At 33.1% G+C, this 13,479-nt stretch carries 14 protein-coding genes; 7 read left to right on the top strand and 7 right to left on the bottom strand.

Features of this window, described 5'->3' with window-relative positions; translation table 11 throughout:
* Nucleotides 1-400: 400 nt before the first annotated feature.
* From ffh to AC23MC_RS14480, 4 genes are all read left to right on the top strand, one after another.
* On the top strand, nucleotides 401-1,738 hold the full coding sequence (ffh, locus tag AC23MC_RS14465) for a signal recognition particle protein (RefSeq protein WP_487569104.1): 1,338 nt from the start codon (nucleotides 401-403) through the stop codon (nucleotides 1,736-1,738).
* A 66-nt stretch (nucleotides 1,739-1,804) separates the two neighbouring features.
* Nucleotides 1,805-2,692, top strand: coding sequence for a bifunctional 5,10-methylenetetrahydrofolate dehydrogenase/5,10-methenyltetrahydrofolate cyclohydrolase (locus AC23MC_RS14470; RefSeq protein ID WP_487569103.1), 888 nt, complete (start codon nucleotides 1,805-1,807; stop codon nucleotides 2,690-2,692).
* A gap of 70 nt (nucleotides 2,693-2,762) precedes the next feature.
* Nucleotides 2,763-2,996 carry a hypothetical protein gene (locus tag AC23MC_RS14475; protein WP_487569102.1) on the top strand — a complete coding sequence of 78 codons (234 nt, stop codon included), beginning with the start codon at nucleotides 2,763-2,765 and terminating at the stop codon, nucleotides 2,994-2,996.
* Nucleotides 2,996-3,298, top strand: coding sequence for a type II toxin-antitoxin system RelE/ParE family toxin (locus tag AC23MC_RS14480; protein ID WP_487569101.1), 303 nt, complete (start codon nucleotides 2,996-2,998; stop codon nucleotides 3,296-3,298). Before AC23MC_RS14475 ends, AC23MC_RS14480 begins: the two co-directional genes overlap by 1 nt.
* 195 nt (nucleotides 3,299-3,493) lie before the next feature.
* On the opposite strand, the gene rluF is transcribed toward AC23MC_RS14480, so the two are convergent.
* Nucleotides 3,494-4,270, bottom strand: a complete 777-nt coding sequence (gene rluF / locus AC23MC_RS14485) for a 23S rRNA pseudouridine(2604) synthase RluF (RefSeq protein WP_487569100.1) — start codon at nucleotides 4,268-4,270, stop codon at nucleotides 3,494-3,496.
* A gap of 111 nt (nucleotides 4,271-4,381) precedes the next feature.
* Between rluF and AC23MC_RS14490 the strand changes: the two genes are divergently transcribed.
* Complete coding sequence (locus AC23MC_RS14490; RefSeq protein ID WP_487569099.1) at nucleotides 4,382-6,052, top strand: S8 family peptidase; 1,671 nt, start codon at nucleotides 4,382-4,384, stop codon at nucleotides 6,050-6,052.
* Here AC23MC_RS14490 and AC23MC_RS14495 read toward each other — a convergent pair.
* The 6 genes from AC23MC_RS14495 to AC23MC_RS14520 form a co-directional block, all read right to left on the bottom strand.
* Nucleotides 6,042-6,887, bottom strand: coding sequence for an alpha/beta fold hydrolase (locus AC23MC_RS14495; protein ID WP_487569098.1), 846 nt, complete (start codon nucleotides 6,885-6,887; stop codon nucleotides 6,042-6,044). The genes AC23MC_RS14490 and AC23MC_RS14495 overlap by 11 nt on opposite strands.
* Nucleotides 6,888-6,916: 29 nt before the next feature.
* Nucleotides 6,917-7,696, bottom strand: coding sequence for a zinc ribbon domain-containing protein (locus AC23MC_RS14500; protein ID WP_487569097.1), 780 nt, complete (start codon nucleotides 7,694-7,696; stop codon nucleotides 6,917-6,919).
* A gap of 3 nt (nucleotides 7,697-7,699) precedes the next feature.
* Nucleotides 7,700-8,794: a Nif3-like dinuclear metal center hexameric protein gene (locus tag AC23MC_RS14505; protein ID WP_487569096.1), complete on the bottom strand. Its 1,095-nt coding sequence runs from the start codon at nucleotides 8,792-8,794 to the stop codon at nucleotides 7,700-7,702.
* An 84-nt stretch (nucleotides 8,795-8,878) separates the two neighbouring features.
* The gene (locus AC23MC_RS14510) at nucleotides 8,879-9,706 is read right to left on the bottom strand and encodes an alpha/beta hydrolase (protein WP_487569095.1); all 828 of its coding nucleotides are present in this window, start codon (nucleotides 9,704-9,706) and stop codon (nucleotides 8,879-8,881) included.
* Nucleotides 9,707-9,810: 104 nt separating this feature from the next.
* Complete coding sequence (locus AC23MC_RS14515) at nucleotides 9,811-10,161, bottom strand: hypothetical protein (protein WP_487569094.1); 351 nt, start codon at nucleotides 10,159-10,161, stop codon at nucleotides 9,811-9,813.
* 83 nt (nucleotides 10,162-10,244) lie between these two features.
* On the bottom strand, nucleotides 10,245-10,634 hold the full coding sequence (locus AC23MC_RS14520; protein WP_487569093.1) for a DUF1398 domain-containing protein: 390 nt from the start codon (nucleotides 10,632-10,634) through the stop codon (nucleotides 10,245-10,247).
* Nucleotides 10,635-10,888: 254 nt separating this feature from the next.
* Here AC23MC_RS14520 and AC23MC_RS14525 point away from each other — a divergent pair, with 254 nt between their 5' ends.
* Together AC23MC_RS14525 and AC23MC_RS14530 are read left to right on the top strand one after the other, a co-directional pair.
* Nucleotides 10,889-11,851 carry a hypothetical protein gene (locus AC23MC_RS14525; protein WP_487569092.1) on the top strand — a complete coding sequence of 321 codons (963 nt, stop codon included), beginning with the start codon at nucleotides 10,889-10,891 and terminating at the stop codon, nucleotides 11,849-11,851.
* A 271-nt stretch (nucleotides 11,852-12,122) separates the two neighbouring features.
* A complete protein-coding gene (locus tag AC23MC_RS14530; protein ID WP_487569091.1) occupies nucleotides 12,123-13,460 on the top strand; it encodes a hypothetical protein in 1,338 nt (445 codons plus the stop codon).
* The last annotated feature ends 19 nt before the right edge of the window (nucleotides 13,461-13,479 follow it).

Genomic DNA, 13,479 nt, shown 5'->3' on the forward strand with positions numbered 1-13,479 from the left:
TTGAAATCAGAGAAATTAAACAAACGATGGAAGAATTATAATAGAAGTTTTAATTATGAAAAAACAGTTGTATAGTACTTTTAGGATTAAGAATTATATTTGTATAACTAGAGTAGGATTTATTTAATAATCTGTATAGTTAATTTAGGACGGGTCAGGACGGGTCAATAGGTATGGATAGTGTATAGATAAAGTATGGATAGTATATGGATAAAGCGACAATGGTGACAGTCGATTTCCTTCCAATCCCATTCTAATGTTTATCAATAGCCTCGCAAATGAATTAGATTGTACAAACCATACCGTATTTATTTTCACTTTTAAATTATTCTTCATAACTAGTACCAAACTTAAAATTCAAATTCTTAAATTTGCACTTCATTAAAAGAAAATCCAAATTATGTTCAGTAATTTAAGCGATAAACTCGACAAAGCCCTTCATATATTAAAAGGTCACGGTAAAATTACCGAAGTAAACGTTGCCGATACCCTAAAAGAAGTGCGACGTGCGTTGTTGGATGCCGACGTGAATTTTAAAATTGCGAAAGATTTTACCAATTCCGTTAAGGAAAAAGCATTGGGTCAAAACGTATTAACTTCGTTACAACCAGGTCAGTTAATGGTGAAATTGGTGAAAGACGAATTAACCGAATTAATGGGTGGAGAAGAAGTTGGTATCAACCTTTCCGGAAATCCATCGATCATATTAATGTCCGGTTTGCAAGGTTCGGGTAAAACCACTTTTTCCGGAAAACTTGCTAATTTCTTAAAAACTAAAAAAGGAAAGAAACCGCTTTTGGTGGCTTGTGATATCTATCGTCCTGCGGCTATCAATCAGTTGCATGTGGTGGGAGATCAAATTGGGGTAGAAGTATATTCTGAACCTGAAAATAAAAATGCGGTTGATATTGCTCAAAATGCAATTAAATATGCCAAAGCAAACGGATTCAACGTCGTAATTGTCGATACAGCCGGTCGTTTGGCTATTGATGAGCAAATGATGAACGAAATTGCGAATGTGCACAAAGCCATTCAACCACAAGAAACGTTATTTGTGGTAGATGCAATGACAGGTCAAGATGCTGTGAATACTGCAAAAGCTTTCAACGACAGATTAAATTTTGACGGTGTAATTCTAACCAAATTAGATGGTGATACCCGTGGTGGAGCAGCGATTACGATTAAATCGGTGGTAAATAAACCAATCAAGTTCATTGGTACCGGTGAAAAGATGGAAGCTATTGATGTGTTCTATCCTTCTCGTATGGCCGACAGAATTTTGGGCATGGGAGACGTTGTGTCTTTGGTAGAAAGAGCACAAGAACAATATGACGAAGAAGAAGCTCGCAAACTTCAGAAGAAAATTGCCAAAAATGAATTCGGTTTTGATGATTTCCTGACTCAAATTCAGCAAATCAAAAAAATGGGAAACATGAAAGATTTGGTTGGTATGATTCCCGGTGCCGGAAAAGCTTTGAAAGATGTGGAAATTGAAGACGATGCATTCAAACACATTGAAGCAATTATTCATTCGATGACTCCTTTAGAAAGAACAAAACCTGCCGTGATAGACGGAAAAAGAAAAATAAGAATTGCCAAAGGCTCAGGAACCAAAGTGGAACAAGTGAATCAATTGATGAAACAGTTTGACCAAATGAGCAAAATGATGAAGATGATGCAAGGCGGAGGCGGAAAAAACCTCGCCAGAATGATGGGTGGAATGAAGGGAATGAGATAGTTTTCAAGATAACAGACGCGATTTATCGCGTCTTATTTTTTTACGACACAACTAAAACACACATACATGAAATTATTAGACGGTAAAAAAGTCTCCGAAGACATCAAAAATGAAATTGCTGCCGAAGTGCAGAAAATGAAAGACAATGGCGAAAAAGTACCGCACTTAGCCGCAATTATTGTCGGGAATGATGGAGCGAGTTTAACCTACGTAGGAAGCAAAGTAAAAGCCTGTGAACGAGTAGGATTTGAAAGTACGTTGATTAAAATGCCCAACACTACTTCGGAAACCGAATTATTGAAAAAAATCAAAGAATTAAACGAAGACGATAACATAGACGGATTCATTGTGCAATTGCCATTGCCTAAACAAATTGATACACAAGAAGTATTGATGGCGATTGATCCTAACAAAGACGTGGACGGGTTTCATCCTGAAAACTTCGGAAAAATGGCGTTGGATATGACTACTTTTATTCCGGCCACACCATTTGGAATCTTAGAACTTTTAGAACGTTATGGCGTTGAAACACAAGGAAAACATACCGTTGTAATCGGCAGAAGTCACATTGTAGGAAGACCGATGAGTATTTTGATGGGAAGAAAAGGATTTCCAGGAAATTCAACTGTTACATTAACGCATAGTTATACCAAAAATATTTCTCAAATTACAACCCAAGCCGATATTATCATCACTGCTTTAGGAGTGCCAAATTACCTGAAAGCCGAAATGGTAAAAGATGATGCGGTGGTTATTGATGTCGGTATCACACGCGTTGCAGACGATTCGACTGAAAAAGGTTACCGAATTACCGGTGATGTAGATTTTGAAAATGTAAGTAAAAAAGCATCCTTTATCACTCCGGTTCCGGGTGGTGTAGGACCAATGACCATTGCGATGTTGTTGAAAAACACGTTATTGGCGAGAGAGCAGAAGCGATTGAAGATGAGATAAATAATAAAACCCAAGTGATGAGCTTGGGTTTTTTAGTTTTAATGATTATCTTAGCTTTAAATTTTACAAAATGAATTTAGAAGCCCGAAAAATAGAATTTGTGCAGGAATTTTTAAAACTTCAAAGTGAAGAAGCTATTTCTCGTCTTGAAAAAATATTAAGGAATGAGAAGAAAATGTCAGAAAATCGACTGATTGAACCAATGACTCAAGACGAATTGAATAATCGAATTGACCAATCGGAATCGGATTTCCAAAACAATAGATTTAAAAGTAGTGCTGAACTTTTAGCTAAATACGAATAATGAAAATTATTTGGTCTAAATTCGCCGAAACTCAACTTGACGAAATCTATGCATATTACGAAAAGGAAGTAAGTGCAAGAGTTGCTAAAAAAATTATAATTGGAATTATTAACGAATCCAAAAAGTTAATAAAGTCGCCTCTAATTGGACAAGAAGAAGAATTGTTAAAGCATAGACAAACTGAATATCGCTATTTTGTTTTTAAAAACTATAAATTGATTTATTCTGTTGACAATACAAATGGATTTATAAAAATTTCAGATGTTTTTGATACTCGTCAAAATCCACCGAAACTAAAGTGAACAAAATAAATCAGGATAGAATTAGAATTGTCTATTTATTTGTAGTAAAGAAAAATCCAAAGAAGATTACGTAAAAAATCTCGCAAAGACGCAAAATTTAAAAACTTCTCTTTGCGACTTTGCGTCTTTGCGAGAGAAAATAGCTTACTTAGAGATGCTCTTCGCGAAAACAAGAGCCAAGGGTTTGGGTGAGGTTTATTTTTTTCTAATCACAATCGGTCTTCTAACCTCCACTTTCGGCAAACTCGCCTCTTCCGTTTTGCTCGATGGTTCTATCAATTGATTTAATTCTTTGATTTCAGCTTCGGTTAAATCACGGTATCTTCCCACTTGAACATCCAAAGAAATATTGATAATTCGAATTCGTTTTAGAGCCGTAACTTCATATCCCAAATACTCACACATTCTACGAATTTGACGGTTTAGACCTTGCGTTAATACAATTTTAAAAACGTATTTACTGATTTGTTCTACTTTACATTTTTTTGTAATTGTATCCAAAATCGGAACACCGTTACCCATTTTTTCAATAAAACGATCGGTAATCGGTCGGTCAACCGTAACAATATATTCTTTTTCGTGGTTGTTTCTGGCCCGAAGAATTTTGTTCACAATATCGCCATCATTCGTCATAAAAATCAGTCCTTCACTGGCTTTATCTAATCTTCCAATTGGAAAAATTCGCTCGGGATAATTAATGTAATCTACAATATTATTGCGAACACTTTGGTTGGTTGTACATTCAATTCCGGCAGGTTTGTTGAACGCTAAATAAATGGGTTTGTCTCTGTTTTCACGAATTAGTTTACCATCGACACGAATTTCATCGGTTTCAAAAACTTTTGTACCCATTTCCGGAACAGCTCCATTAATTGTTACACGACCTTCAGTGATTAACCTGTCGGCTTCACGACGAGAGCAAAACCCGGATTCTGATAAAAATTTATTGATGCGTTTACCTGTATCTTCCATACTGCAAAAGTAATTTTATTTTATGGATTTCAGAAAAATTGAAGTTTATTTAAATCTGAAAGAAATTTAGTAAATTGCACAAAAATTGCCTATAATCAAGAACTTAGCTTTATGATAAAAAAAATACTTTTTATTTTTACATTTCTAGTTTCTCTATTTTTGAATGCTCAAACCAGAAAAAATCAGTTTCAGCTGAATTCAAGTAGCAGTAAACATGAATTGCATGTTTCATTTAATTCGGATATTGTTTTAAGAGACAAAGAATCAATTCTTACTCAATTTTCGGAAGTTGCTTCACTTTCAAATGAATTTCAATTAAATTTTGAAAAAACGATTTCATTTTCAGATGATAAATGGAAAGATTTAGAAAAAAATGCCAAACAATATGCCGGAAATTCTTCTTCAGTTCATCAATTGAAAAATATTTTTAGAGTGATTGTGGATAATTCTTCAAACGAAAATTTACTTTTATTAGCAACAGAATTTGAAAAATTGAATTCAGTGAATTATGCCAGTTTAATTTCATTAGAACCCATAAAACCACCATTAGATATTCCTCCAACAACGCCCGATTTTATGGTAAATCAAACCTATATAGGTCCAAATCCGGGCTTAAACATGCAATATGCTTGGGATTTAGGTTTAAAAGGTGAAGGAATTCGCGTGAGAGATGTGGAATATGGTTTTAACAAAAACCATGAAGATTTGAATGAAGTGAATGCTTTTCTAGCTCCAGGAATGACTATTGCTGAAGATGCTTTGCTTTATACTCAACACGGTACCGCTGTTGTTGGTATTATCATCGCAGGAAATGATGGTTATGGAATGACAGGCTTAGCTCATGATGCATCCGAAGTGATTCTTTTTCCCGAATGGCAAGAAATTGGCTATAGCCGAATTAATGCAGTGAATCAATCCATTCAAAATTCAACGGCTGGTGACGTTATTATATATGAAATGCAAGAAGATGGAGCTGTTGCTGGTTTTGAAGATTATGTTCCGGCTGAATATAATAATGTAATTTGGGATTTAACCAAAGCCGCATCAGATGCCGGAATCGTAATTGTTGCAGCGGCCGGAAATGGTAACCAAAATTTGAATGGTACTCTTTATGCAAATTATATGAACCGTGGAAATAGCGGAGCAATCATTGTTGGCGGTGGATTATCAAACCTTACTCACAACAAAATTTCATACAGCACGCATGGTGCGAGAGTTGATGTGCAAGGTTGGTCTCAAAATGTTTTTGCTTGTGGATATGGTAATCTAACGATGATTAATGGTGATATTAATCAAGGTTATATTAATTTTTCTGGAACTAGTTCGGCAACACCAATGGTGGCAGCTTGTGCTATTGTTTTGCAATCGTATCACCACAGTTTAACCGGAAATTATTTAACCGGACCGCAATTGCGAACCATTTTAAAAGAAACCGGAATTCCGCAAGGCAATCCATCAGCAGGAAATATTGGCCCTTTTCCAAACATGGAAACAGCTGTGCAACGGGTTTATGATGATTATGTTTTAGGTTTGGATGTTATAAATAGAACTGAATTTTCGGTTTTTCCAAATCCGGTTCAAAATCAATTGACGTTTTTGACGCATCAAGATTTATCTGCAATGGCTTCGGTCGAGATTTTTAATGCGTTAGGACAAGCAATTTTTCAAGCAAAGATGCCACAAGATAAACAACTTGATGTTTCTATTTTATCTAGTGGAATATATTTTGTAAAAGTCTCTGACGGAAATCAATCCGCTACCAAAAAAATAATTAAGAAGTAAACAAGAATTTTTCAATTTGTTGATACAAAGTTTTGTCATGCATACTGTGACCAAGTCCTTTTGTTTCAATAAACGTAGCATTTTTCCATCCCAAAGCAATTTTTTTACTTTCGCTAAAATGTACCGCTTTATCATCTTCATCATGCGAAAGAATTCCTAAAACTGAAAGTGAAGAAGCTAAATTTGTTCCGGTAAATTCAATTGGATTTATTTTAAACCGATTTATAAAATAATCATACATTAACTGAATAACTTTTTTGTTTAAGCTAAGTAAGTTAGCATAATTTTGAATAATTATTTCCAAATCAGAAGGAGCACCAAGCAAAACCATTTTTTGTAGTGAAGCTGCCTTAAATTGATGTTGAAAATATAAGCAAGTTAATCCGCCAAGCGAATGACCAATCAAAATTTGAGGTTCATATTTTTGGAAGACAGTATTAATAAAATCAGCATATTGCGGCACATTGCATTCAATACCGGAAGACAAACCGTGAGCTGGACCATCAATAGCCAAAATTGTAGCACCCGATTTTTGTAGATACGGAAACATGGGTTCCCAACGAGACGCATTGCTTTCCCAACCGTGAACTAAAAGTATTTTGGTTTCGTTTCCTTTCCATTTATAAATAGGAAAGTTGTAGTTTTCTAACGAAACAGTTTCAATTTCTGCTTGTTTTAAAATTTGTGGAATTGATTCCGGTTTTAATCTTCCGTCACGAGGTTCGCTAAAAAATTTGTATGCTAATTTTGTTGCTTGCTTTGGAAAGATATAGCTAAGCAAATTGATGTAGAAACCAATTAATTTAATCGATAATGTCTTGAAAAATTTATTCATAAAAAAACCCCGAATCCGGGGTTTGATATTTAGATGTTAGCAAATATGCTTTCCATTTTTTCTCTTTCTTCGGTAGATAAAACATTGTCTACCAAAATTCTTCCACTGTGCTCATCTGTTAAGATTTTTTTGCGTGCAGCAATTTCAACCTGCGTTTGTGGCGGAATAGTAAAGAATGATCCTGCAGATGCTCCTCTTTCAATAGAAACTACTGCTAAACCGTTTCTAACACTAGTGCGAATTCGGTGATAGGCAGCTAATAAACGATCTTCGATTTTTGCAGCATATTCGGCAGAAAGTTTAGTTAAAAACTCTTCTTCTTTTTGTGTTTCTGACATGATATCGCCCAATTCAGCTTTTTTGTGCTCTAAGTGAGATTGTTTAGCACTTAATCTTTCTTGAGATTCGGCAACTTGTTGTTTTTTGTATTCAATAGAAGCTTTCATTTCTTTAATATGCTTCTCACTCAATTGAATTTCTAATTCTTGAAATTCGATTTCTTTAGTCAACGAGTTGAATTCTCTGTTATTACGAACATTTTTTTGTTGTTCGGTATATTTTTTAATTCCCTCTTTATGAGCTTCGATAGCATTTTTCTTCGCTTTGATTTGATCATCAATTTGATCTAAATCTGCTTTTAATTTTTCGTTGCGTGCTTTTAAACCTGCTACTTCATCTTCTAAATCTTGTACTTCAAGCGGCAATTCACCTCTTACGTTTCTGATTTCATCAATTCTTGAGTCGATTAACTGCAAGTCATAGAGTGCTCTTAACTTCTCTTCTACACTCATTTCTTTTACGTTTGTCATAATCTAAAAGTACTTAACTGGATTTGTATTTTGTTCTGATAAAATGATTGCAAAATTAGGAAATTTTTTGATAAGAAAATCAACAATATAATTTTTTGTGTAACGTTCGCTTTCATAATGACCAATATCTGCCAAAAGTAGCTGATTTTCAGCTTCATAAAATTGATGATATTTCAAGTCGGCCGTCAAAAAAGCATTGGCTCCCAATCGTTTAGCATGTCCAATGGCAAAACTTCCTGAGCCACCTAAAACGGCAACTTTTTTTATCTTTTTATTCAAAAAAGTACTGTGTCTGATGCTTTCGCACTGCATTTTTTCTTTCACAAATTGCAAAAAATCGTCTTCATTCATCTCATTTTCGAGTTCGCCAATCATTCCTAAACCGATATTTTGATGTTGGTTTTGCAATTCATAAATTTCATAAGCCACTTCTTCATACACATGATTTTTGAATAAAGCTTTCAAAATTTTTGATTCTAAATGCTTTTCAAAAGTGACTTCAATTTTAATTTCTTCGTTTTCTACAAATTCAAAACGTTCACCAATTTCGGGATTACTATTTTCATTTCCCATATACGTTCCAATTCCTTTTGAATTAAAACTGCAATCTTCATAATTACCAATGTTTCCGGCACCGGCTTCAAATAAAGCATTGCGTAATTCTTGATGATTTTCAGGAATTGTATACGTAATTAATTTGCGAATGAATTTTTCCTTCGGAACCAAAATTTTAGTGTTCAAAAGTTCTAATTGATTACAAATAATTTTGTTTACACCATTTTGATGATTATCCAAAGCTGTGTGCACGGCATAAATGGCAATATCATTTTTGATGGCTTTCAACACAACTCTTTCCACATAGGTTTTTCCCGTGATTTTCTTTAAACCCGAAAATAAAATAGGATGGAAGCAGACAATTAAATTGCAGTTTTTTTCGATAGCTTCATCAACCACATTTTCCAAAGCATCGTGGCAAACTAAAATACCATTGATTTCCTGGTCAGAATTTCCTAAAAGTAAACCAACATTATCAAAGTCTTCGGCATAAGCCAAAGGAGCAAGTTCTTCTAAAATTGGGAGAATGGATTGAAGTTTCATTTAAAATAGTTAAGTTACAAATTTAGATAATTATAAGTAACAAGCTTATTTAAGTTGTAAATCGAATTATTTTTTCAATTTCAATTAATTTGATTTTCTGTTCTTCAGAATACGATTAACTTCATTGTGCAATAAAGGAAATGCAGGTTCAGTCATATCATGCCCATATCCGTCTAGCTCAAGTAATTGTGTTTGTTGATGACCGTTTACTTTCATCATTCTCATTAAATAGGCATTTTCTTCATATCTTCCCAGCAATTCTAATTCGCGATCGCCGGTAATCAGTAAAAGTGGAGGAGCATCTGCACGTACGTGATATAGAGGAGCTAAATCGTCTACTATTGGTTTTTTGCCGTCAATTCCTCTTTCCTCTCGAATGGTAAAATGCGTAATTGTATGACCACTAAACGGAATTAATCCTGCAATTTTATTAGCATCTAATCCAAAATTAGCTAGCCAACGTTTGTCTAATCCTATCATTGTTGCTAAATAACCTCCTGCAGAATGACCGGAAACAAAAACAGAAGATTTGTCTCCTCCTAATGATTCAATATTGTTGAGCACCCAAGCCACGGCAGCTGCAGCATCTTCAATATAAGTTGGTGATTTTACTTTTGGATAGAGCCGATAATTTACTGCCACAATTGCAATGCCTTTGTTTTTTAAAGCTTCAGGAATGTGTTTGTTACCACCTGTTAATCCTCCACCATGAAACCAAACAATCGTAGCAAAGTTTTTTTGATTGATGGGGTAGTAAATATCCAAAACACAACGCTCTTTGATGTAGGAATCTTTTTGGTTCACCTCTTTAGAATAGTAGGGTTGATTTTCTTTGGTATTGTATTCAGTAGTTTGAGCTAGTCCCCAATAACCTGTTACTAAGAAAAATAAAACAACTATGTATTTTTTCATAAACTAATTTTTGATGTGAGAATAGATTGAGGTTTCATTGCTAATAATTAAGGTAACATATTTAATGACTTTGTGAAGCATTTTCGATACAATTTAAAATTTATTTAATTTTTATAACGTTTAAAATAATGAACGAATCCTGCAATTAAATAACCTAAACCAGCTATAAAAATTAAAATTGGTAAATACTTTTTCCCACTATCATAATATAAATAAGCTGTTATAAATAGAGCGATGCTTTCAAAAATATAGATGAAAATTTCTAACAAAAAATGTTCTGATTTCTTGAATTTTAGATAAATGAAATATGATAATATAAAAACCCCCAATATTACTAAAATCCAACCGGTTACATGATGCCCTAAAACGATGTTGTCAATTCCTTTATTAATAAAAAGTATCGATAGTACAAAATGTTGTATTGATTTTAAAACTGATTTTACTTCACTTTTCATGCGATACAATTTTAGTTAGTTCTACGAGCTGGTTATTTAAATTTAGAAAAATTCTATTATGCGGTTAAAAATTAGTTTGAAAATTATCCCGGAATTATCTCTTCTAAAATTTCATTTCCGGCTTTATCATAATACGTACACGTCATTTTTTCAAGGATAACCATCCATTTTTCAATACCGGATTTGGCACAATCACTGCAAAAAGTCGGGTAATCAGTTTTTCCTTGTTGATGAGCTTTTAAATCGGCTTTGAATTGATTTTCATCAGTTACATCTGCAATTGCTAACGATTCATATTTTGCCGGAGAAGTTGTTTTAAAGTCATTTTTACCATAATAATCCGTATGTCCATCTGAAACATAGGCATCATAAGAGATGACACCCAATTGTTTGAGGTCTCGAATGTAAGATGGAAAATCGGCTCCGGATTTTACCTTGCTGTGAGCTGACTTAATTTGTTCGATTGTAAACATTTTATTTGGATTTATAGATGATTCAAAAGTAAATTAATTTTAGTTTTTAAAGTTACCATTTTTATTGAAAAATTATGAATTTTTCTTTAGGTTTTATCAAGTCGAAACGGATTGATTTTAAATAAATCCTTAAACAAATAGAATAAAATATTTTAATTAAAAATCCCCATCATTAGGGATGCATAATAATTATCAATTATTTACTTTGTTATCACAAAATACATTAGTAAGTTTAAACTTTAAAATCGAAGCAAATGGAAATACTTTTAGTTCAAATAGTTTTAGGTATCGGGCTTTTTTTTCTTATCAATTGGCTGGGAAAGCATTCTTATTCAATTGGTTATATGGAAATATCCATATTTGTCAAGACTGAAGAAGCTCCTGCATTGAACTTTCTTATTCGTGTTCTGACACCGATAGTTTACATAATTATTATGTCGACAATTCTGTATTATTTCAAACTCGACAAATACGTATGGAACATTTATTTAATTAATGTCTACTACATATTGTTTCGACTACTATTTAATTTGATTACAAATCGTGGACTTTTACTAAATTGGTATAGACAATTTCTTTATTGGATAGCAATTTTAGTGATTTCTTATTTCACATATGAGAAATTGATAAAGGTAAAAGCAAACATTTTACCTGACTTTACGACGGTTTCAAATGAACTTTGGATAATTATCTTAATTTTTATTTTTCAAGTCGCCAATAATCTGCGTTTTTCTCAGGAAACGACAGAAAAAAGAAAAGATAACTATTTAAAAAGTAGATATCAATATTTCAAGAAATTTTACGGAGAATTAATCAAAGACATGACAAAAAATGAAATTTTAGAAAGTATAGTTTATGCAGTATTAATTTATGAAGATTTCAACAGACCAAAAGTTATAAGACAAATTGAAAATCTAAAATTCAGGTTGACAAAAAAGTCTCTTACTTTAGGTGTTATGCAAGTCAAGTCCGATAAGTTAATTTCCGACTTAGAGAGCGTTAAACTTGGAACCAAAAAAATTGTTGATGATTACAAAAATTATCTTGAAAATACAGCAGAGATTAATGGTGAATACTTTGAGTATTATGCAAAAGATTACATAATTAGCAACTATAATGTTGGGACAAGTTACAATGGAGAAGTCAATGAATTAGCAGAAATTATTAAAAGCACCTTTTACAAAGATACCCTTGATAAACTTGTTCCAAAAAAGTAAATCCTATTAAAACACTGGTTTCACATCAGTCGGGCTGATGAACAAAATTCGACGTTATTCTTCCCTTGAGTAAGTTATTGTGATTCAATTTTCCGTTTGAAATCAATGTACAAAATGAATTTATCCAAGTGTGGAATTTGGATAGCCAATTTTAAAATGAGTTTTAAAACAATTGGTGCCAAATCAGTATGGAAGATCGTTGGGTTAGTAAGGAATATTTAGATTTTTAATTAGATTTGAATTTTAAAATAAATTTGATAAAACAATCTCATTGGAAAAACCAACTTCAAAAAAACAAGCCATCGTCATCATTCACGGAATCGGGAATCAATATCCTATGGAAACTGCCAAAGAATTTGTAGAGAATATCAAAGAAGACAGCGATATTTTATACAGTAGTCCGGATCGTGAAGCCAATTATTTTGAAACAAGAAGATTGAGTTTGAGCCAAAAGAAAACCGATTTTTACGAGTTTTATTGGGCTAATTTAATCTCTGAACCCAAATTAGGCGATTTATACAGTTGGGTTTTTAAATTGCTTTTTGTAAAGAAACCTTCCAAACGTGTTGAAGTTTTAGTTTGGACAATCCGTATTATAATGCTTGCCGTAATAATAACTTTCGGATTTATTATCGCAAACGATTTTAAACATTTTCAAGAGCAAGGTATTCCGTTTTTAAATTCGGGAATCTTTGCAGCTACATCCTATATAGTTTTGAAATTCATTGTACCAAAAATTAACTCAAAAGCCGCTCAAACGGTTGGTGATGCTGTAAAGTACCTCACACCATCTCCCCAAAATATCGAATCGAGATATAAAATTAGAAAGAAAGGTATTCAACTACTTAAAAAATTACACGACAAAAAAGACGAAGACGGAAACCCGCAATACGAACGAATTGTGATTGTTGGTCACAGTTTAGGAAGCGTTGTGGCGTATGATTTAATTACGAACCTATGGCATGATTACATGTATGAATATCATCCAGAAGAATTCCCAGTCGTTCAGCCCATTCTTAATGAAATTACAACAATAATTAACCATAGTCATCAACACAAAGAAGAAGCATTTCCGTTGGAAGTTTTCCAAGAATTACAACGAAAATTATTCAAAGAAATCAAAAACCTTAAAAATCCGTGGTTGGTTTCCGATTTCATATCTATTGGAAGCCCACTATGCCATGGCGATTATATTCTAACAAAAAACTTTGAAGAGTTTGATAAAAAAACCAATTATCGCGAATATCCGCTTTGTCCACCCAAAATTGAAGTCAGAAAGAAAGGCAACGAAATCGTAAAAGACTATGAAAATGCCATTTCTTTTCAAGCAAATTTATTTGTTACTATCGATAGTGTAAGAGAAAAGAAAACCATGCGATTCATTAATCACAACTCCCAATTTTCATTTATTCAATGGACAAATATTTATTTTCAGAATGATTTTGTGGGAGGAGAATTGAATGATTATTTTGGAAAAGGGATTCAAAACATACCTCTCATTCCGAAAGGAAATTGGTTTAAACGAAATTTACCGTTCTTTTCACACACCAATTATTGGTCAAAACAACAGCAACATTCGATAAAAGAAATTTTGAAGAATATTTTTTAAATCTTCAAATTATAAAATT

The sequence above is a fragment of the Flavobacterium sp. T50_26 genome (assembly GCF_057652995.1).

Excerpts from the sequence above, each read along its gene's own strand:
- ffh (WP_487569104.1), top strand. The coding sequence starts at position 401 with ATGTTCAGTAATTTAAGCGATAAACTCGACAAAGCCCTTCATATATTA.
- AC23MC_RS14470 (WP_487569103.1), top strand. The coding sequence starts at position 1,805 with ATGAAATTATTAGACGGTAAAAAAGTCTCCGAAGACATCAAAAATGAA.
- AC23MC_RS14475 (WP_487569102.1), top strand. The coding sequence starts at position 2,763 with ATGAATTTAGAAGCCCGAAAAATAGAATTTGTGCAGGAATTTTTAAAA.
- AC23MC_RS14480 (WP_487569101.1), top strand. The coding sequence starts at position 2,996 with ATGAAAATTATTTGGTCTAAATTCGCCGAAACTCAACTTGACGAAATC.
- rluF (WP_487569100.1), bottom strand. The coding sequence starts at position 4,270 with ATGGAAGATACAGGTAAACGCATCAATAAATTTTTATCAGAATCCGGG.
- AC23MC_RS14490 (WP_487569099.1), top strand. The coding sequence starts at position 4,382 with ATGATAAAAAAAATACTTTTTATTTTTACATTTCTAGTTTCTCTATTT.
- AC23MC_RS14495 (WP_487569098.1), bottom strand. The coding sequence starts at position 6,887 with ATGAATAAATTTTTCAAGACATTATCGATTAAATTAATTGGTTTCTAC.
- AC23MC_RS14500 (WP_487569097.1), bottom strand. The coding sequence starts at position 7,696 with ATGACAAACGTAAAAGAAATGAGTGTAGAAGAGAAGTTAAGAGCACTC.
- AC23MC_RS14505 (WP_487569096.1), bottom strand. The coding sequence starts at position 8,794 with ATGAAACTTCAATCCATTCTCCCAATTTTAGAAGAACTTGCTCCTTTG.
- AC23MC_RS14510 (WP_487569095.1), bottom strand. The coding sequence starts at position 9,706 with ATGAAAAAATACATAGTTGTTTTATTTTTCTTAGTAACAGGTTATTGG.
- AC23MC_RS14515 (WP_487569094.1), bottom strand. The coding sequence starts at position 10,161 with ATGAAAAGTGAAGTAAAATCAGTTTTAAAATCAATACAACATTTTGTA.
- AC23MC_RS14520 (WP_487569093.1), bottom strand. The coding sequence starts at position 10,634 with ATGTTTACAATCGAACAAATTAAGTCAGCTCACAGCAAGGTAAAATCC.
- AC23MC_RS14525 (WP_487569092.1), top strand. The coding sequence starts at position 10,889 with ATGGAAATACTTTTAGTTCAAATAGTTTTAGGTATCGGGCTTTTTTTT.